Source organism: Pontibacillus marinus BH030004 = DSM 16465, assembly GCF_000425225.1.
In the GTDB taxonomy this organism is placed as follows: domain Bacteria; phylum Bacillota; class Bacilli; order Bacillales; family BH030062; genus Pontibacillus; species Pontibacillus marinus.
The window spans coordinates 1-20,703 of record NZ_AULJ01000064.1 but is presented as its reverse complement, the minus strand read 5'-3'; the positions used below and the strand labels follow the sequence as shown (position 1 = coordinate 20,703).

The 20,703-nt window shown below is 39.9% G+C and carries 22 protein-coding genes; 6 read left to right on the top strand and 16 right to left on the bottom strand.

What is annotated here, in order from left to right; translation table 11 throughout:
- Positions 1 to 459: 459 nt before the first annotated feature.
- Positions 460 to 1,857, bottom strand: a complete 1,398-nt coding sequence (locus tag H514_RS0113650) for an alanine/glycine:cation symporter family protein (RefSeq protein ID WP_036843194.1) — start codon at positions 1,855 to 1,857, stop codon at positions 460 to 462.
- Positions 1,858 to 2,218: 361 nt separating this feature from the next.
- Between H514_RS0113650 and H514_RS0113645 the strand changes: the two genes are divergently transcribed.
- The gene (locus H514_RS0113645; RefSeq protein WP_027447465.1) at positions 2,219 to 2,539 is read left to right on the top strand and encodes a hypothetical protein; all 321 of its coding nucleotides are present in this window, start codon (positions 2,219 to 2,221) and stop codon (positions 2,537 to 2,539) included.
- 39 nt (positions 2,540 to 2,578) lie between these two features.
- Here the strand turns inward: H514_RS0113645 and H514_RS0113640 are convergent, their stop codons facing one another.
- The gene (locus tag H514_RS0113640; RefSeq protein WP_027447464.1) at positions 2,579 to 3,565 is read right to left on the bottom strand and encodes an NAD(P)/FAD-dependent oxidoreductase; all 987 of its coding nucleotides are present in this window, start codon (positions 3,563 to 3,565) and stop codon (positions 2,579 to 2,581) included.
- 110 nt (positions 3,566 to 3,675) lie between these two features.
- On the opposite strand from H514_RS0113640, the gene H514_RS0113635 reads away from it, so the two are divergent.
- Entirely contained in the window at positions 3,676 to 3,876 is a 201-nt protein-coding gene (locus tag H514_RS0113635) for a hypothetical protein (RefSeq protein ID WP_027447463.1), read from the top strand.
- A 43-nt stretch (positions 3,877 to 3,919) separates the two neighbouring features.
- Here H514_RS0113635 and H514_RS23080 read toward each other — a convergent pair whose 3' ends face one another.
- From H514_RS23080 to H514_RS0113605, 6 genes are all read right to left on the bottom strand, one after another.
- Entirely contained in the window at positions 3,920 to 5,308 is a 1,389-nt protein-coding gene (locus H514_RS23080) for an MATE family efflux transporter (RefSeq protein WP_036843191.1), read from the bottom strand.
- A 31-nt stretch (positions 5,309 to 5,339) separates the two neighbouring features.
- Positions 5,340 to 5,774: a MarR family winged helix-turn-helix transcriptional regulator gene (locus tag H514_RS0113625; RefSeq protein ID WP_027447462.1), complete on the bottom strand. Its 435-nt coding sequence runs from the start codon at positions 5,772 to 5,774 to the stop codon at positions 5,340 to 5,342.
- A gap of 164 nt (positions 5,775 to 5,938) precedes the next feature.
- Entirely contained in the window at positions 5,939 to 6,745 is an 807-nt protein-coding gene (proC, locus tag H514_RS0113620; RefSeq protein WP_027447461.1) for a pyrroline-5-carboxylate reductase, read from the bottom strand.
- A gap of 39 nt (positions 6,746 to 6,784) precedes the next feature.
- Positions 6,785 to 7,015, bottom strand: a complete 231-nt coding sequence (locus H514_RS0113615; RefSeq protein WP_027447460.1) for a hypothetical protein — start codon at positions 7,013 to 7,015, stop codon at positions 6,785 to 6,787.
- Positions 7,016 to 7,138: 123 nt separating this feature from the next.
- Entirely contained in the window at positions 7,139 to 7,675 is a 537-nt protein-coding gene (locus tag H514_RS0113610) for a transcription repressor NadR (RefSeq protein WP_027447459.1), read from the bottom strand.
- A gap of 35 nt (positions 7,676 to 7,710) precedes the next feature.
- Positions 7,711 to 8,859 carry a cysteine desulfurase family protein gene (locus H514_RS0113605; RefSeq protein ID WP_027447458.1) on the bottom strand — a complete coding sequence of 383 codons (1,149 nt, stop codon included), beginning with the start codon at positions 8,857 to 8,859 and terminating at the stop codon, positions 7,711 to 7,713.
- Between the two features lie 103 nt (positions 8,860 to 8,962).
- Here H514_RS0113605 and nadB point away from each other — a divergent pair, with 103 nt between their 5' ends.
- From nadB to nadA, 3 genes are read left to right on the top strand one after another with little or no spacing between them, the layout of a single operon-like run.
- Positions 8,963 to 10,540 (top strand): L-aspartate oxidase, encoded by a 1,578-nt coding sequence (gene nadB / locus H514_RS0113600; RefSeq protein WP_027447457.1) that lies wholly within the window; start codon positions 8,963 to 8,965, stop codon positions 10,538 to 10,540.
- Positions 10,509 to 11,345: a carboxylating nicotinate-nucleotide diphosphorylase gene (gene nadC, locus H514_RS0113595; RefSeq protein ID WP_027447456.1), complete on the top strand. Its 837-nt coding sequence runs from the start codon at positions 10,509 to 10,511 to the stop codon at positions 11,343 to 11,345. Before nadB ends, nadC begins: the two co-directional genes overlap by 32 nt.
- A gap of 12 nt (positions 11,346 to 11,357) precedes the next feature.
- Positions 11,358 to 12,464: a quinolinate synthase NadA gene (gene nadA, locus H514_RS0113590; protein WP_027447455.1), complete on the top strand. Its 1,107-nt coding sequence runs from the start codon at positions 11,358 to 11,360 to the stop codon at positions 12,462 to 12,464.
- A gap of 51 nt (positions 12,465 to 12,515) precedes the next feature.
- On the opposite strand, the gene H514_RS0113585 is transcribed toward nadA, so the two are convergent.
- The 8 genes from H514_RS0113585 to H514_RS0113550 form a co-directional block, all read right to left on the bottom strand.
- Positions 12,516 to 13,982: a protein adenylyltransferase SelO gene (locus H514_RS0113585; protein WP_027447454.1), complete on the bottom strand. Its 1,467-nt coding sequence runs from the start codon at positions 13,980 to 13,982 to the stop codon at positions 12,516 to 12,518.
- Between the two features lie 73 nt (positions 13,983 to 14,055).
- Complete coding sequence (locus H514_RS0113580; RefSeq protein WP_027447453.1) at positions 14,056 to 14,658, bottom strand: metal-dependent hydrolase; 603 nt, start codon at positions 14,656 to 14,658, stop codon at positions 14,056 to 14,058.
- Positions 14,659 to 14,769: 111 nt separating this feature from the next.
- On the bottom strand, positions 14,770 to 15,609 hold the full coding sequence (locus tag H514_RS0113575; RefSeq protein ID WP_027447452.1) for a DUF4097 family beta strand repeat-containing protein: 840 nt from the start codon (positions 15,607 to 15,609) through the stop codon (positions 14,770 to 14,772).
- Positions 15,606 to 16,163: an HAAS signaling domain-containing protein gene (locus H514_RS0113570; RefSeq protein ID WP_027447451.1), complete on the bottom strand. Its 558-nt coding sequence runs from the start codon at positions 16,161 to 16,163 to the stop codon at positions 15,606 to 15,608. Before H514_RS0113570 ends, H514_RS0113575 begins: the two co-directional genes overlap by 4 nt.
- Complete coding sequence (locus tag H514_RS0113565; RefSeq protein ID WP_027447450.1) at positions 16,160 to 16,480, bottom strand: PadR family transcriptional regulator; 321 nt, start codon at positions 16,478 to 16,480, stop codon at positions 16,160 to 16,162. The genes H514_RS0113570 and H514_RS0113565 overlap by 4 nt, the downstream gene beginning before the upstream one ends.
- Before the next feature lie 237 nt (positions 16,481 to 16,717).
- On the bottom strand, positions 16,718 to 17,254 hold the full coding sequence (locus H514_RS0113560; protein WP_051255147.1) for a sugar O-acetyltransferase: 537 nt from the start codon (positions 17,252 to 17,254) through the stop codon (positions 16,718 to 16,720).
- A 42-nt stretch (positions 17,255 to 17,296) separates the two neighbouring features.
- Complete coding sequence (gene megL / locus H514_RS0113555; RefSeq protein ID WP_036843188.1) at positions 17,297 to 18,475, bottom strand: methionine gamma-lyase; 1,179 nt, start codon at positions 18,473 to 18,475, stop codon at positions 17,297 to 17,299.
- A gap of 117 nt (positions 18,476 to 18,592) precedes the next feature.
- Entirely contained in the window at positions 18,593 to 19,228 is a 636-nt protein-coding gene (locus H514_RS0113550) for a LysE family translocator (RefSeq protein WP_027447447.1), read from the bottom strand.
- Between the two features lie 387 nt (positions 19,229 to 19,615).
- Here H514_RS0113550 and H514_RS0113545 point away from each other — a divergent pair, with 387 nt between their 5' ends.
- Positions 19,616 to 20,323 carry an EAL domain-containing protein gene (locus H514_RS0113545; RefSeq protein ID WP_027447446.1) on the top strand — a complete coding sequence of 236 codons (708 nt, stop codon included), beginning with the start codon at positions 19,616 to 19,618 and terminating at the stop codon, positions 20,321 to 20,323.
- Positions 20,324 to 20,703 lie beyond the last annotated feature (380 nt).

Genomic DNA, 20,703 nt, shown 5'->3' with positions numbered 1-20,703 from the left:
CTTTGTTACCACGACAGTTTGCCGTTTCCTTCCCTCCACGCGATTATGGAAATTAACGGACCATAATTTGGACTTTCCCACCTCATATAGATTGGAATTCATATTCACAGAAGTTGCTCAGACCCTTGCCATGATAGGATTATGCTACCTGGAATCAGAAATCCTCTCCCAGAACTACGGCGGTTCCGTTGTCACCATTCGGCCAAGGTGGGCTGTGGAACGGGTTGACTCCTCCGGTAGAAAGGGCGAGCGAGATCCCGCAGGAACGAAGTGACGAGGAAGCTCGATCGGTCTTCCGGGGAAAGCAACCCGTTCCACAGACCACCGATCTGCACAAAAGCAACGGAACCATACGCACATTATCTCGAATCCAAGTCTTCCACAAACGGGGGCTTTAACGAAAGAGAGAAACTTATAAAAAAACATGTAGCTCCCAACAGAAGCTACATGCTTTACTCTTTACCAAAATTCAATACCTGATTGATCCTCAATATCCTTTTTAGAGAATTTCGTCTTATCGTTCGTTTTACGCTTGTGCATATAATCCGCAAGAACAACCTTCAAGACTTTCATGAGACGTGTAATCGCATATAAGTTGATCAATGCCATAATGGCCATGGAAAGATCCGCTAATGCCCATACAAGATCCATTTGAGCCATTGCACCGAATACAACCATTGCTAATACCGCTACGCGATACACATTTAGATTTAAGCGACTATTCTTGATAAACTGCATGTTCGTTTCACCATAATAATAATTTCCAATAATGGAACTAAAAGCGAATAAGAAAATCGCAATGGCTACAAAGATTCCTGCCCATTCACCAAGATGTCCAGCAAATGCATTTTGCGTAAGCTGAATGCTTTCTAAGTTTGTGTTCATATATTCAGACGGATCACCTGATAAAAGAATGATAAATGCTGTCGCACTACAGATGATGATCGTATCTGTGAATACACCAAGCGTCTGAATTAAACCTTGTTTAACAGGGTGAGATACTTCAGCTGTTGCGGCTGCGTTAGGTGCACTACCCATTCCAGCTTCGTTCGAGAATAAACCACGCTTTATTCCCATCATAATCGCAGCACCAAAACCACCACCTGCAATTTCACGAATTCCAAAAGCGTTTTGTACAATCACACTAATGAGACTTGGAATTTCAGTAAGGTTAAACAGTAAGATCCCAAATGCAAAAATCAAATAAATGACTGCCATAATTGGAACCACAACTTGAGTAACACGGGCGATACGTTTGAGCCCTCCAAAGATGACAAGTGCTGAAAGGACAGTGAGCACTACAGCCATTACCCATTTTTGTATATCAAAAGAGTCTTCAAATGCTAACCGGATTGTATTCGATTGAACGGAGCTAAATACAAGTCCATAAGTAAACGTAATGGCGATCGCAAAGGCAATCCCTAGCTTTCGGTTTTTCAACCCTTTTTCCATATAATAGGCTGGTCCGCCTCGGTATCCATCTTCCTTATCTGGAATTTTATATACTTGAGCTAATGTACTTTCGATAAAGCTTGTAGCTGAACCAAGTAAAGCAATTACCCACATCCAAAAAACAGCACCAGGTCCGCCTGCAGCAATCGCTGTTGCGACACCACCAAGGTTACCTGTTCCAACTCTCGATGCTGTACTTATCGTGAATGCTTGAAAGGGAGATGTCCCCTTCTTTTGCTTAGAAAATGATTCCTTTTCAAACAGCGTTCGGAACATATCGCCAAATAGACGAAATTGAACAAACTTAGTTTGGATTGAGAAATACAAACCTAAGCCAAGTAAAACGGAAATGATAATGTATGTCCAAATAAAACCATTTACGTCATTTAAAAAATCCAAAAACATGTTATACACCTCGTTATATTCATATTGATTGTCAAATGATGTCGAATTTAAAACCATTATACACGGATTATACGAAGTAAAAAATAATAAATTTTAGATTTTTTTATACATATTTATTCCATAATAGTTATATCAGGTACTTCATTCAGTTATCCCTATCATGCAAAAACGGCTCTAGAACTATGTCATATATAAAATTTCAAGAGAGGGTACGTAATTGATACCTCTTATACATCATGCATGATCATACATTCATTTAACACCCTACCTTGCCAATCATTGTCATCATAATTATTCTGTTTCGGATGATATTAAGTAATGGAGATATAAACTCTCCACGTTTGTTAAGGAGGATGAATTTGTGAGAAATTTAAATTGGTTAACAACATTCTTTAATATTGGACGTAGATCTGCCATGTTCGGACGTAACCGAAACCTTTTTGGGATGAGAAGACGTAACGGAATGGGAACGAGTATGTGGTTATCCATTTTAGGTCTTGCTGTAAGCGGGCTTATTTATGGTTTAGTTCGTCAAAATATGCAAGAACAAAATATGTTCCAACCAATTCGTCGTATGTTTGATACGAATCCAACCGGTACAAATGACTTCAATCCGTCTTCAATGCACTCAGCAAACGTAGCTTTTTCAGAGGAAATCTCCCCTGAAACGAACGAGAAGTAGCAATAAGAAAAGCAGCGTGTCCTTGACCGCTGCTTTTCTTTATATCCCTTTCATCATTGTAGCGATTTGGTTTCCTGCATCTATCCCAGATAAAAATGCACTCTCAAATCGTGTACGTCCTGCTTGATCATCCGGTCTAAGAAAGGCATCTCCGGCTACATATAAAGGAAGAACTTGATGCACATTCACATAAGAATGGTTGATCATTGAGCTCGCCTGAGCATAGCGCCATTTTTTCAACTGTTCCTCTTGAACATGTAGAGGATCAAAGTAATCCGCTACAGACTTCTTTATCGCTCTAAGGGTTAAATTATCTTGATGAGGGAAGTGATAATCACTCCATTCCCCTTCCATATAAACACTGATAACAGGAATATTAGAAATCCCTTTTTTCTGATGGTCAACGATCCTTTCTACGCCTTCAGGTAACCCTTCATCCACATGACCATTTGATGGAAGTGATGTACTTTCGCTCAGTGTGAACATACCTACTAAAGAGCTCTGAAACTGGATATTTGATAGCTCCTTCATCCTTTCTGCATTTAGCGTTAATGTATGATTTTGTAACAGTTCTACCGCTTGAGGAACTGGAGCCGTAATTAAAACCGCACCTGTTTTAAACGTTTCATCATTATCCAATGTGACCTGAAAACCACCGGATACTTCTTGGATATCCATTACTTTTGCTTGTAGCGTAACCTGGATGTTTTCAGATAATCGTTTTACCAAATGATTCATACCATCTACACTTGTGTACCTTGGATAAGGGTCACCAAACCAGTGCTTAACCCATCCTTTCTCAACCCAATCATTAGCATACTCTTGAAGTGTACTTGTTCGTACGGTAAAAAATTGAGCACCATGATCCGCTTTCCCTTGCTCTATTTGACGAGTAGCCAAACGTCCACCCACACTTTTACTTTTCTCAATCACATGGATATCTTTCATCCCCTTTTTTCGAAGGGTATTTGCGGCCATTATTCCTGCAATTCCTGCACCTATAATGGTTACATCACGATCTTGCATCCTTATCACCTCACTTATTTATACCCGATATAAGATGGAAACATCTACGTAAGAACACATTGGATAGTTTATGCTACTTTCGCTCACCTTAAGAATAGGAGGTGAGTTACATGACGAATAAGAACAATACCGAAACTGATGTGTTTCATATTAAAAATAAAAACGCACACTCCGGCATGACGTACAACGAAGTGAAAGAGTATATTGCCAGAACAACCGGCGGGCATGATACCAAAAAATATAGCAATACAGATGTAAATGAAGTAAAAGCTGACATTGCGCCTAAACACACAGAAAGTAACCCTTATTAAATAAAAAAATGGGTAACCTTGTTAAAAAGATTACCCATTCTATTTAGGATGGCTGAACGCTTTGTTCACCAGCGACTTGATCTTTCTTTGATTTGAAGAATAGTGCACGGTCTTGATATAAGAAAGTTACTGATAAAATAAACGCAAGTAAATCAGAAACAGGGAAAGCTAACCATACTCCTGTAACCCCTAAATCAAATAAACGAGGCAAAATTAATACAAGTGGTATTAAGAATAATACTTGTCGAGCAATGGATAGGACTAAAGCTTTCCTTGCCATTCCTAGGGCTTGATATAGACCACCACTTATCAATTGGGCTCCAATTAAAATGGCTAAGGCAAACATGATACGCATAGCATGAGCACCAGTCTCAATCGTTCGTTCCTCACCAGTAAAAATCATCATTAAATATTCAGGTACTGCAAACATGACAACAAAAACGACAGCAGAAATGATTGTGGCAACCTTTAAACCCAGAAAAATGGTTTCTTTCAAGCGATCATATTGTTGTGCCCCGTAATTGTAACCCACAATGGGTTGCATACCTTGTAAAACACCAATCATTGGCATTATGGCCATCATGGATACTTTTTGAACAATACCGAATACCCCAACTTCAAAATCACCGCCATACTGAATGAGCATGTAGTTGATTGCGATCATCATGGCACTTCCCCCAACCTGACGGACAAATGCAGGGAAGCCGACCACAATCACTTCTTTCATGAGATCAAATCGGGCCTTCATATATTCAAGTCCAACAGATAAGGAGCTTTTCCCAACAACAAAGTATCGAATGACCACCAAAGATACCGAGGCTTGTGAGATTACTGTTGCTAAAGATGCACCTTGGACTCCCATATCCAGCCAGAAAATGAAGATTGGATCTAGAATGATATTTAAAACAGCTGGAAAGATCATCGTTATCATAGCGAAGCGTGAATTACCTTCTGAACGAATGATGTTGTTAGAAGTAAATGCTAAGCCAAAAAAGAAAGACCCTATCATAATTGGGAATAGATAGTCCTTAGCATATGGGAGAATATCTTCCGTTGCACCAAACGCTTTTAGGATAGGTTCAAGAAAGGTGAATCCACCAATAAATGAAATTGAGCTAACAGCCAAAATCATAATAACGATATTACCGAGTACGTAGTTTGCATCTTCCTGGCGGTTTTCACCTAACCTTCTGGATATGACAGAAGCCCCACCAATTCCAACCGCAGCAGCAATAGCCATAATCACCATCATTACCGGGAAGCTGATACTTACGCCAGCAACACCAAGGATTCCTACTCCACGTGCGATAAATAATGTATCAACCACATTATAAAAAGCCATGACTAACATACCAATCATAGCTGGTACTGATAACTTAAATAATAAGGAGCGAATCGGTTCTTTACCGAGTCGTTGACTTTGTTCTTTCATCTATATACCCCCTCGTTCTATTCTTGATGGTCTATTTACACGATTGAACATTCTCTCGCATTCTTTTTAGCCATGATATAATCACTTGTTGTTCTTCCTGATTAAAGCCAGTTAATAGTTCCTGCTCTATATGATCAATGACGACCCAGAGTTTCTTTTCAAGCTCCTGGCCTTGCTCACTAATTTGGATAAGCTTTGTTCGTCGATCCTCATCACTCTGGCGCTTTTGAATAAGTTCTTTCTTTTCTAAGGATTCAATTAACCCATTCATGGAAGACCCTTTTATATATAAGCGTTGTTGTAACACAGATTGTGCTTGCTCTCCTTTGTCCGCAAGAAAAAACAGAACCTTCGCTTGCGACATTGAAATGTCATACTCAGCGAGCTTCTGGTTGTACGTGTTTTGTATAAAATGAGACACCACATTAATGTGATACCCTAGGTAATTTTCAATATTTCGCTCCATAATTACTTAGCCTCCTAAGCAATTTAAAGTATAATACACTAAAGGTAATATGTAAACAAAACGATTCCCCTCTTTTTTGAATCGTATTTTCATTAGGTATCTAAGTTTTGAAAAGACGAAAAAAGAACCGACCAGCGCACACACATTGGTCGATTCTAAACACGTTATTCTCCCATACCTTTCACTTTCTCTGAACAACTTTCCATCCCAGACATAACGGTACCACGGAAGCCTTCTTTCTCAAGTTGGGAGACAGCTGCTATCGTTGCACCACCTGGTGAACAAACTTGATCCTTCAACTCTCCTGGATGTAAACCTGACTCTAAAACCATTTTGGCTGCTCCTAGTACAGCTTGAGAAGCTAGTCGGTAAGATTGTTCACGAGATAACCCCTGACGCACGCCTCCATCAGCCATAGCTTCAATCATCATATACACATAAGCAGGTGATGACCCACTAATCGATGGGATTGCATCCATTTGAGATTCCGTAATTACTTCAACTTCTCCAAAACTTTTAAAAAGACGAACGACGGATTCTAACTCTTCATCTTCCACTTTCTTATTGGGACAAATGGCAGACATTCCTGCCCCCACTAAAGAAGGTGTATTAGGCATAGCTTGCACCACTTTTACTTCTCGCTCAAAAGCCTTTTCCATATCTTCAAATGAAACCCCTGGGGCAATCGTCACGACAATCGTGTGATCTCTAACAGATTGACTTACTTCATGAATAACTGCTTGATATTTATATGGCTTCACCGCGATAAACAAAATGTCTGAGTCTGATGCCACAACCCGATTATCTACGTTCGTTTCAATTTCAAATTTTGATTGTACCTCTTGTAAGGTTTTTTCAGAATTGGCACTTGCCATTACCTGGTGTGGTCCAACAAGTTCAGATGAAAGCATACCACCAATTATCGCTTGAGCCATGCTCCCACACCCAATAAATCCGATGTTGTGTTCCACTGATGTTCACGTCCTTTGCTAAGTTATTGTTTTGTTTAATCAAATAATAAAAATGGCTATGATTACAGCTGTTATTAGGAAAGTTATTCCGTATATATAGGACAATACTTTAATACTCGAATTTCTCTTCTTCCCTCTAGATGAAGAGGAGATGTGTTCTGAATCCACTGGCACTTCCTCAGCACGGTTCGTTTGTTTACCAGCATAAATAGTACCGACTAACGCAACGACACTAATTATGATAATAAGGCCGATGTAGATAGCATACATGAATGCTCATCCTCTCTTATCATACTTCCCCTTTTATTATAAATGAATGTCCATTTTATCTCTAAATAGAAGGGCTCTGATGAATAAAAAAATCACCAGGCTTTTAGACCTGATGATTTATATTTACGTCCTTACGAGATAGCCAGCTCCCTCAAGTGCTTCCACCGCATCGTCCAGCGTTTCTTCCGATGAGGCGGATATGGTATGCATGTGGATTCCTCCTGTTAATTCGAGCAGGTAGGAAGCTTTGTTGGACCGTACTTTTTCAATAAATTGTTTGACTTCTTTACGATTTGATATGTGAAGGGAAGCTGTTAAATCACCGTACACTGGATGCTCTACAGATACATCCTTAATCACAACACCATGGTCTACAAGTAAGTTTAATTCATCCTCCGTCTCTTCTGGGGTATGAGAAGATGCAATCGTACGCTCGTATTTATGGTCCTTTGTTGGATCTGTAAAATACAAATACCCTTGGCTTGTGGCAATAATGGGTTCATTTTTTGCCTTTAATAATGAGATATCACCGACGATAACCTGCCGGCTGACATTAGCTTGCTTAGCTAAATCCCCACCTTTAATCGGCTCTCCACTTGTTTTGAGAAGATCCAATAACCGTTCGCGTCGCTCTTCCCCTAATAACTTTTTGTCGCTCATCTCTTACGCTCCCTCAACCTATACATGATATGAAATTATTGTAGCACAACCTGATGACGTCCTTCGATGGTTTGAATAAGGTACTGTGCAAGATCTTTTACATCCTGGATCGAATGACCGTTTCCAAAAGAGATCCGAATAAATGTTTTAGCCTTGTCCTTTGGATACCCCATTGCTATTAGAGTTTTGGAAGGCTCTTGTTGTCCACTAGCACAAGCACTTCCAGTTGAGAAAGCATAACCCTTCCGATTTCCTTCTAACATGAGCCACTGCCCTTCAACCTCTTTCACACACAACCCCACAATGGAAGAGAAACCCCGTTCAGAAGATGGACGAAAAATTTCTACATAGCCTTTCACAGGTTCTAATGCAGAATAAAAAGCTTCCACTAAGGTACGCTGGTGATTTTGTTGACCTTCTAAATCTTGATACATTTTTTGAGCAGCAACCGTAAACCCAGCAACTGCTGGGACATTAACAGTTCCTGCACGAATCCCCTTTTCATGTGCAACGTCAGGTAAATAAGGTTGATACGTTAAAGATGGATGTATATATAACGCTCCGCACCCTTTAGGACCATATACTTTATGACTTGATAAAGAAAAACTATCCAAGAGAGGTGTCACCTGTTTAAGGTCCATTTTCCCAAATGATTGAACACAATCACTGTGTAACAGAATTCCATACTTTTTGCATAGCTCACTTATCTCCTCTATAGGCTGAATGGTTCCGATTTCGGGGTTCACATGGTGAATCGACAGAAGAGCTGTTTCCTGTGATATCTCCCCCTGAAGTATATCTAAATCAATGGTTCCTTCTGATGTTAACGGTATTCTAGACACACGATACCCTTGTTCCTCTAGCTTTTTCACCGTATTTTGAACGGAGGAATGCTCAGACTGAGATAGGATGATATGGTTTCCTTTCTCTCGATTGGCATCCAACAATGCATGGATCGCTAAAAAATTACTTTCCGTGCCACCACTAGTAAAAAATAAATCTTTTGAGTTTACACCTGTTAATTTACCAATCGTCTCTCTACATTGGTCTAATAATGTTAAAGCTTTCCCTCCAACATCATGCAAACTACTTGTATTGCCAAAGTACTCTTTTGAAGCTTTTACGTACGCATCTAATGCTTCCTCATCAATGGGACAAGTAGCCGCGTAATCAAAATATTTCATGAATGTGCCTCTCCCCCGTAAATTTTTCACAAATCACTTGTCATTAGTTTAATTCTATGTAAATATAAGTGTCAAGACACCTGTTAACTCAGGAGGATGCCTTATGCAAAAATATGACGTATTAATTATAGGCAGCGGGGTCGCTGCATTACAGTTGGCCGGTCATCTTTCTAAGGACTTGAATGTGATTGTTCTCACAAAGTCACACCTCAAGCACGGAAATTCTTCTATTGCCCAAGGCGGAGTAGCTGCTGCCCTTGGAGCACATGACCATCCACATTTACATTACACGGATACCTTAGAAGCCGGACGACATATAAATAACCCATTAGCAGTCCAAGACTTAACAGAAGCTGCCCCTTCTGTTATGAGGGAGTTAATCGAAAAGGGCTGTGAATTTGATTTTGGAGAAGATGGTAGTCCCTTATTAGGTATGGAAGGTTCCCATCAACAACATCGAATCATCCATGGAGGTGGCGATCAAACTGGGAAAAGACTTGTAGAAGGATTAATCAAGAATGTCGGACCGAATGTTGAAGTTGTAGAAAATCTATTTGTCTATGAATTATTAACACATAATCATGAAACATGTTACGGAGCAAAAGGTAAAGATGCCAATGGAGACATCCACACTTTTTATGCTGACCATGTCGTTCTTTCAACAGGAGGCTGCGGTCAAGTTTATGAAATCACTTCCAACGCATTAACAGTAACTGGAGATGGTCTTGCCTTGGCTTATAGAGCTGGAGCAGAAATGATTGATATGGAATTTGTTCAGTTCCACCCCACACTCCTTTATGTAGACGGTGAAGCAAAAGGTCTTGTATCAGAAGCCGTTAGGGGTGAAGGGGCTAAACTGGTCACATCGAATGGAAAACGAATCATGAAAGGGGTTCATCTACTCGAGGACCTTGCACCACGTCATGTCGTTTCCCAAACGATATTCGATTATATTCAAAAAGATATAGATATTTTTTTAGATATTCATTCGATACCCCATTTTCAAAAACGATTTCCTACGATTACGAAACTTTGTGAACAAAGTGGTGTACCTATTTCAGAAGGGAAGATTCCAGTAGCTCCTGGTTGTCACTTTTTAATGGGAGGAATCAAAACCGATCAAGTTGGACGGACGAATATTAACGGACTTTATGCCATTGGTGAAGTCGCCTGTACAGGTGTTCATGGAGCAAACCGTCTAGCCAGTAATTCATTATTAGAAGGACTTGTTTACGGAAAAAGACTGGCACAAACTATTAATTATGGGAATCAGAAGAAGATTTCTACTGCTCCTTTCTCATATAAAAGAAAACCTTCACCTCTACTCCATCTTCCAACTATGGACCACATCAAATCGTCCATGATGAAAAATACAGGCATTGTCAGAACGGAAGAAGGCTTAATCCGTCAAAGAGAAATGCTAGAATCCTACAACATTAAAGAGCTTTTGGAAATGAACTATGATCGTCTCTCGATTAATCAAATGACAACGATCTTTATGCTTATAACATCCTGGATGATTACCTCATCCGCATTAGGAAGAACAGAAAGCCGTGGAGGTCATTTTAGAAGTGATATCCCCATTGAACGAGATGAGTGGATCTCAAATCATATAACCCTACAACGGCAGTGGGAGAAAGGTGAAGTGCATGAACTTATTAAAGATGCAGCAACAACTTGAAGCATTTTTTATAGAGGATATTGGCGATCACGACGTTACAAGTGATGTTCTGTTTCAAGAAGGCACAGAAGGAGAAATTGTTTTTATATCAAAACAAGATGGCATCTTTTGCGGGAGTGAGATTATACGTAGAGGATTTCGATTATTAGACGAATCTACGATAGTTAACGTCAATGTTCAAGATGGAGAATCCATCCATGCTGGTCAAACATTGGCTACAGTATTCGGTAAAATGGCTATTCTTTTAAAAGGTGAACGTGTGATTCTGAATTTAATTCAACGAATGAGTGGTATTGCAACCAAAACAAACGAAGCAGTAAGGTCACTGAGCAGTGATCACACAAGGATTTGCGACACAAGAAAAACCACCCCCGGATTACGCATGTTTGAAAAATACGCCGTACGATCTGGAGGTGGCTTTAACCACCGAAACGGTTTATACGATGCGGTCATGATCAAAGACAATCACATTGCTTTTGCAGGTTCGATCACAAAGGCTGTCCAAATGGTTCGAGGACAACTTGGTCACATGGTCAAGGTTGAGGTGGAAACAGAATCAAAAGAACAAGTGTTAGAAGCAGTAGAAGCCAAGGCTGATTGCATTATGTTTGATAATCAGACACCAGAATCTATTTCTGAGCTCGTTACTCTAGTGCCAAACAACATTGTAACGGAAGCTTCTGGCGGTATCCAGATCGAAAATTTGCATGACTACGGAAAAACGGGAGTGGACTACATATCCTTGGGCTGTTTAACACACTCAGCTCCATCACTGGATATTAGCGTGAGAGTTCATACTCAATAAGGAGGATTTATGATGAATCTTTTTGATACTTTAGAAATGAAAACACCTATGCTTCCTGATGCTTATAAAGAAATGTCAGTGATGGAATTAGAGGAACGCGTTCGAGGGGTAAAAGAACGTATGGGAAGCCGTTTATTCTTGCCTGGCCATCACTACCAGAAAGATGAAGTGATTCAATTTGCTGATGTACGTGGAGATTCACTGAAATTGGCTCAACTGTCAGCAGAGAATCGTGATGCAGAATCTATAGTTTTTTGTGGCGTACACTTCATGGCTGAGACAGCAGATATTTTAACTACCAACGACCAGAAAGTGTATTTACCAGATATGCGAGCTGGTTGTTCCATGGCTGATATGGCTGATATCAATCAGACAGAAAAGGCTTGGGATGAACTCATGTCCCTCTTCGGTGATACGATTATGCCACTCACCTATGTAAACTCAACAGCTGCTATCAAGTCGTTTGTAGGTAAAAACGAAGGTGCCACAGTCACCTCCTCAAATGCTGAGAAGATGGTTAGCTGGGCATTTTCACAAAAAGAACGTATCCTATTTTTGCCTGATCAACACCTCGGTCGTAATACAGCTTATAACTTAGGAATCCCATTAGAGCATATGGCGGTATGGGATCCGATCTTAGAAAAGCTAAACTATGAAGGAAATCTTGAAGATGTAAAAGTAATTCTATGGAAAGGTCACTGTTCCGTTCATGAGAATTTCACTGTTCACAATATCCAACAGGTTCGAGAAGATTATCCTGACATGAACATCATTGTTCACCCTGAATGCCGTCGTGAGGTTGTAGCGTTATCGGATGATGCTGGTTCGACCAATCATATCATCAAGACCATTGAGGCAGCACCTAGTGGTAGTGAATGGGCTATTGGAACAGAGATGAATCTCGTTAACCGTATTATTCAAGAGCATCCTGATAAGCACATTATCTCCCTGAATCCGAGTATGTGTCCTTGTTTAACCATGAACCGTATAGACCTTCCTCACCTCGCATGGTGTCTGGAGTCTATTGAAAAAGGAGAGCCTCATAATGTCATTGAGGTTGAGAAAGATGTAGCTGTGAATGCGAAAAAAGCTTTAGATCGAATGTTGGAGAGAGCATAGAACCTAAAGAGAGCAAATTCCACCATAGGAATTTGCTCTCTTTTATTCTCATCATGTTCCACAATAAGTTGTGTAAGGACGGTCTGTTGGGTCAGGTAGTTCTGCATATTCTTCTTGTTCAGGAGAATACGCATAAGGATCTGAAAGAACATCCATAAGGCGCTCCAATACACGATAGTCCCCTTTATCGACTGCAGCTTCAAGCGCTTCTTCGACACGATGATTTCGTGGTATGACAGATGGATTAGATTTCTTCATTAATTGTTGAACGACAGATTCTGATTCATCTTGCCTTTCAAGTCTCTCCTGCCACTGCTTGTACCATTCTGTAAACGCAGCCTTTCCATACATCGCTGTATCTGAAGGCTTCCCTAATGTTAATGCGCGGAATGTATTGGTAAAGTCAGCTTCATGTTCTTTCATTATACGGAGAAGTTCTTCTACCAGTGCTCTGTCCTCTTCCTCTTCATTCAGGAGTCCTAGCTTCCTTCTCATACCAGACAGCCAATGACTATAGTATAGATCCTCAAACTTATGAAGTTCTTCTTTAGCTAATTCAACCGCATGTTCCTCATCGTCATGAAGCAAAGGTAAAAGGGCCTCAGCAAAGCGCGCAAGATTCCATTGACCAATACCTGGCTGATTCTGATAGGCATAGCGCCCTTGGACATCAATAGAACTAAATACCGTTGCAGGGTGATACACATCCATGAAGGCACAAGGACCATAATCGATGGTCTCACCGCTAATGGTCATATTATCCGTATTCATGACTCCATGGATAAAACCGACTAACTGCCACTTTGTAATGAGTTCAGCCTGTTGTTTGATAACCTCTTTAAAAAACGTAAGATATTTATTCTCATGACCTTCAATATCCGGGTAATGACGGTTTATGGCGTAATCTGCAAGAGTTCTGAGATCCTCCAAGGTTCCTCCTTTAGCTGCGTATTCAAAAGTACCTATACGTAAATGACTATCTGAAACGCGAGTCAAAACCGCACCAGGCAGTTCCCTCTCTCGTAAAACAGACTCTCCAGTTGTAACAACAGCTAAACTCCGGTTGCTAGGAACACCTAGTGCATGCATAGATTCACTGATGATATATTCGCGTAGCATAGGACCAAGTGTTGCTCGACCATCCCCACGCCTGGAAAATGGTGTTCGACCTGACCCTTTAAGCTGAATATCGAACCGTTCGCCAGATGGAGTGATATGCTCCCCAAGCAACACAGCTCGGCCATCTCCAAGCATAGTGAAGTTTCCGAACTGGTGCCCTGCATATGCTTGAGCAATGGGGAGAGCTCCTTCTGGAACTTCATTCCCACTAAACGTTTCAATACCCTCTTCCTTTTGGAGCTTCTCTACATCTAACCCCATAGATGTCGCCAATGATTGATTCAAAATGACTAACTGAGGCGACTTTACAGGGGTTGGATCTGCTTCTTTAAAAAATAGTTCCGGAAGTCCCGCATAACTGTTATCAAAGTTCCAACCTATTTTTTGGTTATGTGTCATTATATCTCCTTTGCTTTTTCGTCATATTTTTATGCTCTTATATCATTCTTCAAAAGACAAAATACTACGCTTCCTAACTTAACGTGTTTTTGGCCAGAAGAATAATGTTCAGCACAATTAGAACTGCTGTAATGGTTTGTTCAGCAGTTGACCCTGTACGGAAGGTTACAAAAAATCGAAAATATTTTCTGCTGAATGGATATAGAAGAGGTATCCCTCGCTTTGTTAAATAATCCCCAAACAAATGTGATGTAATACCAGCCAAAAACCCAATGAGATAAAAGATTGGAATATGAATGTATATATAAAGCATCATACTGTATGCGCCCATTAACACTAAAAAAGGTAGGGAGTGTGTAAACTTTCTGTGTCCTGAAAACACAAAAAGCATTGGTGATAAAATCATTAATGAAAATTGGATCGCGCGATTAATTCCTGGAGTTACAGCTTCTACTGCTATCAATGTCAGGATAACAATAAATCCCCATTGATCAAAAGGACCACCAAGTTTGGATTTAGGTGTATCTATATCTGGAAGTAACGACCCAATCATGACCGATACAAAGAAAAGAATATTAGCAAATAAAAGGTCAGGCACAAGGCCAAATGAATGAGAAATCGTTATAGCCACGATCCCCCATGTAAACCCCATAACTTGATGACTACTAGCAACCACAATGGCTCCTCCTCTAGATGTATATCTGTGATGTCGATGAACTTTCATGGTACGGAATAAATTGGTTTTCAGCAATAGGTGTATGGAGTGAGGCCTTCTAGACTATGCGGCTTATTGGTTAAATTCAAAATCACCAGAGCTCGTATTTACTTTAATTTCATACTTCCCTTCTCCGACGCTTCCTTTAATATGTGATTCATCCATTGATGAAAATTTCATTGGGAAAGCAATGTCAGCTTCACCGGAACTGCTATCAAATTGTACGAAAAGGTTAGAGGGTTTTTCTGACGCCTGGATGCTTACATCACCACTTGAGCTTTTTATACTCACATTATGGTCCAATTCTTGGCGAAAAAGTTCTACATCTCCTGAGCTGGTCTGAACGGTTAGTTCACCTTTAATATGATCGCCCTCAAATGAACCTGAGCTTGTTTTTACACCAATTTGACTCGCAACGATATCATCAAATCGAACATCACCTGATGAAAGCTTTACAGCAAGATTATCAGCCTCCAAGTTTACGGCCTTTATATCTCCACTGGAACTACTTAAACTTATTTCCTCCCACTGCTTTTCCGGCAGGGAAATTTCAATATTGACATCCCGATAAGAAATTCCAAAATTCACCGTAGATTTCGTTCCGATTTGCAATGTATCACCTTGTTGTTCAGCATAAAAAGACTCCACCGCTTTTTCATGGTTATTACTTTCTCCATAGTAACGAACCGTTATCTCATTGGTTTCAGAGCGATGAAGTTGCACATCATCTGAGGATACATCTAAATCGATTCTTGTTATATCCGAGCTATTAAAGGAAGCTGTCTTCTCGAATGATTCAACATCTCCAAAAAAGGACGTAAACGAAAATGCCTTCCCTTGAAAACCCATGAACACCAAACCTCCAACTCCGATGATAAGTAAGGTCAAACCAACCAGAAAGAAATCCTTCATGCAACTTGCTCCCCCTTCGCAATTTTTACATTCCATTTCATATAACGAATTGTTGCTTTATATAGAGGCTTTGAAATATATGCCATACCTACTCCAAAAATTAACCCCAGGCCACTGAGAGCAGAAAATGTAAACATATTGATTAAAGGAGAGGCGCTATTACCTAAAAGAGCATTGAATAGGAGAGCAACTCCTCCGAGAAAAAAAGAAGCACTTAAACACCACATCGTGATATAGATCGCAAACAATGCAATGGCTGGCCCCAACACAATCACTAAGTTAAAAAAGCTAAGGCTTACGGTAGCTAGAACGGCTCTCATTATGTTTGTAAAAGAATGCTGCTGTTCAGCTTGTTCTAACCGACTCGTCATCAACAGTTCTTTCGCAATGATCTTGGGATCGCCAAGTTCCTTCGCAATTTCGTCTTCCGTTCTCCCCTCCAATTTCCCGGCCTCAAAATGCTCAGTATAATCTGATAAAATTTCATTCTGTTCTTTCTGGGGAACCCCTTTTAGTTCATGCTTCATTTTCGATAAAAAAGATTTCTGATTCACCCTTCAGTCGCCTCCTTTATTAAATTATTTACACTACCCTGGAATACGTTCCACTCACTTATGAGTTCTTCCATGTATTTCTCACCAAGATCACTTAGCTGATAGTATTTTCGTGGAGGCCCTTCTGAAGACTTAGCTGTGTATGTACGAAGATATTGATCTTTAGTCATCCTGCGTAAAAGGGGGTACAAACTCCCTTCAGCAATAGCTATTTGATTTGTTAAGTTTTGTGCAAGTTCATAGCCGTATTGATCTTTTTGCTTCACCAATACCAGGACACATAACTCAAGCACACCTTTCTTGAATTGTGGATTCACGGGCATCACCTGTTCCTGAAAGAGTCCACCAGTACTGATTAATGTTCAGTACCAGGTTGAAATAACTGGAAAACATTTCTTATAGAGTAGCAAACACTATTGAACATTGCAAGGTAGTGGGCAGATATTTTACATATATTCGAAATTGGAACTGGCTAGAACAGAAATCCCCCCACAAAAAAGACATGGGCTCCCTATTGAGAATGCGCATGTCTTAAGTAAAAGCCTCATGATCTTTTAATCTTCAATCTCTTTATTCACCTTACACGGATTCCCTACGGCTACAACATTATTAGGAATATCCTTATTTACAACACTTCCTGCGCCTATTACGGTGTTAGCCCCAACTGTAACACCAGGTAGTAGAATGGCTCCTCCACCAATCCACACATTATCGCCAATCGTTATAGGAGAGGCCATTTCTTTCCCAGATATTCGATCTTGAGCATGAATTGGATGATCAGCTGTTAGTACTTGAACACCAGGACCAAACATGACGTTATCTCCAATATTCACTGGGCAACAATCTAAGATAACGCATTGGTGATTGACGTAAAAGTTCTTCCCTGGATGAATATTATAACCGTAATCACAATAAAAGTCTGGTTCTACAAATACATTATGGTCGGTTTGGAATAACTCTTTTAATAGATCCACTCGTTCATCAAGTTTCGTTGGATCAAGATCATTTATTTTTTTACATAATGACTTAGCACAGAGGCGATCTTGAAAGAGTTCTTGGTCTAGTGGGTTGTATAATTCGCCTGCAATCATTTTTTCTTTTTCTGTCACAAATGAATCCTCCTTAATTTGGACCTAATCTAAAGCTTGGCATAGGTCATTCCAGATATCCTGCCAGTTTTCGAGACCCACAGATAAACGAATGAGTTGATCTGTGATCCCCATTTTTTCTCTTGTTTCTAATGGTACTACAGAATGGGTCATAGTGGCAGGATGCTGGATTAAGGTCTCGGTATCTCCTAGACTTACGGCTGTTTTAATAAACGAAAGTTTGTTCATCATGGATTGGGCGTCTTCTTTTGTACCTTTTATTTCAAAAGAAATAAGACCCCCACCTTGAGTCATTTGCTTCTTCATAATGGGATAGTCTGGATTATCTGGGTCACCTGGATAAAATACTTTTGCTATATTAGGGTGATTCTTTAACTTCTCCACAACCTTCTCTGCATTTTCCGTATGTCGATCCATACGCACCGGCAACGTTTTGAGGCCTCTTAGAAGTAGCCAAGCATCAAACGGAGAGATAATCCCTCCAATGTCCTTTTGCGTACTCATCGCCATTTTTTGCATGAAATCAGCTTTTCCTACAACCAATCCTGCCACAACGTCTCCGTGCCCCCCAATATATTTTGTAGCGCTATGAACAACGAGATCACACCCAATTTCAAGCGGTTTTTGTACATAGGGGGAACAAAACGTATTATCAACGACAACTGGAATATCAAACTCTTTTGCAACGCGAGTAACTAGCTCCAAATCAATGAGTTCCATCGTTGGATTTATCGGTGTCTCGACATAAATACAAGAGGTTTCGGGTTTCAGCAAAGACCTTATTTGAGCCTCTGTTTTCATTTCAGAGTAATCCGTGGTTATGTTGTATTTCTCCTCTAGCATGGATAATAAGCCAAATGTACATCCATAAATTCCCCGGGAACATACAATATGATCATTGGCTTTTGTAAGTTCAATAAGAACTGCTGATACAGCCGCCATGCCAGATCCAAAAGCTAAACCCGCTCCTCCACCTTCCAGTAGAGCAATCCTCTCTTCTAATGCACGGACCGTAGGATTACCTAAACGCGAATATATAAAACCATCTTCTTCACCAGCAAATCGTTTTTCACCTTGTTCCGCACTATCAAACGTGAACGTTGAAGTTTGAAAAATAGGCGTGCTTAAACTCCCTAAAAATTCCTTAGAATCATAACCACCATGAATAACATTTGTTTCAAATCCATGCTGACTCTTTTTCATGATCGTTCCCCCTCAAAATTAAAATGGTCCTTATACGAATCATTTTATTAGAGGGCACCTAAAAATGTAAGCGTTTTCTTATAATGGAATAAAAAAAGTGCTCATTTTTTTGAGCACCTATTTTCCGCCTCCTCCAAGGGCCAGTTTTAAACCGATCAACCCTAACAGGAAGCCTTTTATTACATTGATTCTTTTCCCTAAAGAAGGAAAGCGCATTAACCAACCTCTAACAATCTCTGCAAAAATACTCACACCTGAAAAAATTAAAAAAGCTTGAACCATAAAGATGAACCCTAGCACTATCATTTGAAAAGGAATGCTCCATGCATCTGGTGAAGTATCAAGGAACTGTGGAAATAATGCTAAGAAAAAGAGGGATACTTTGGGGTTCAATACGTTCATTAAAACACCTCTACGATACAGCTTTCCATATCCAATATGAGCTTGTTCTTCAATATCGAAAGAAGCATCCTTTTCCCTCAATGCACCCCATGCAAGATATAATAGATATATTGCTCCTGCATACTTTACGATCGTAAATGCTAAAGTAGACTGGTAGACAATTGCTGAGATCCCAAGTGCTGCAGCTGTTGTATGTACGAGAATGCCAGTACAGAGTCCCAATGTGGTCATAATTCCTGCCTTTTTGTTTTGAGAAATGCTTTGTGCTAACACAAATAGATTATCAGGCCCTGGCATGAGAGTTAATAGAATAGCAGCTCCCAAAAATGAGAAAAGCAACGTCATACTCATGAATATACCCTCCTTTATAGTGACCTATTTATTGTAGGATTGTTTGTTCCACCGCTTTAATGAACTGTCTTTAGAATACAATTTTTTAATTTAATCTACAAATTGTTGCAAAATTTTTAACACTTTCCTTTCATTCTTGAAAGAAACTTGCTATGATTATAGTACTAGTTATTTAAAACCATAGGATATACATAATAAGGGATGCAAAGAAACCAATACGTAGATGGGCGCTTATGATTGGTGGAGCAAGTAGCGCAACCGACCACATTGATTCAGTTCAATGTGTTTTTTTTATCTACAAAAGGGGCAGGTATTCTGAACCTCTTTTACAAATGAAAAGGCAGCATAATTTGACAACATCCTTTCACAGGGGGATTAAGAATCGCTATGAATATATTTGAGCTTCTCAAGAAAAACAACCTTTTTCATTTTTACCAGCCGATCTATCATCTCGAAGAAAATCAACTTTTCGGTTATGAGGCTTTATTGCGTTCTGATCATTTAAAAAGTCCAGCTCATTTGTTTAAAGACGCGATGAAATCAAACATCTTGTACCATTTAGATACGACATCTATAGAAAAAGCATTCTCTATATACCGAAAACAGCATCAACAAGAAAAGCTCTTCTTAAATGTTTTTATATCTACTTTATTAAATCCTAACTTTGTTGATTTTATGGAGAACCTTCTTTTTAATGCGTCCAAAAATGCACCAAAGATTGTTTTTGAAATGAATGAAGCCATTGAGGAAGAGGAAATGTGGGCTTCTTCTATTCTGCTTGAACGTGTAGCCATTTTCCGTTCAATGGGTATTGAGTTTGCCATTGATGATTTTGGGCAAGGAACGGCTTCCTTACGTAACACTTTAGAAATTGAGCCTGAATATTTAAAGCTCGATCGTTTTTTTGCTCATAATTTAGGTACAAGCGAGAAAAAACAACGACTCATCTCTTTATTCACTGAGTATTTTAATAAGGATACGACTGTTGTCTTAGAGGGAATTGAAACCGCTAGTGATTTACAAACCGCTTCAGACCTCGGAATCGACATAGCACAAGGGTATTATTTAGGCAAACCAGCTGAAATTGTTAGTTAAAAAAGCCTGTATTCCTTTTTGGGAATACAGGCTTTTTTGTTTAGTTATGTTAACTATTTATTCAGTTATATGGCAGTTATGTTGAAGACTTGAAACTGAGAGGTTCCGTTGCTGTTGTGGAGTGCGGCGGGCTGTGGAACGGGTTGCTTTGCTGCGGACGAAGCGCCGAGCCTCCTCTTTCGCAAGCTCTCTGCGGGGTCTCGTCACTCCGTTCTTCCGCTGGAGTCACCCCGTTCCACAGCCCACCTTGGCCGAATGGTGACTAACGGAACCGCCGTAGTTCTAGGATGAGGTGTTCTAATTCCAAGGTAGTATAATCCTATCATGACAAGGGTCTAAGCAACTTCTGTGAATATGTTTTCCAATCAATATGTGGTGGG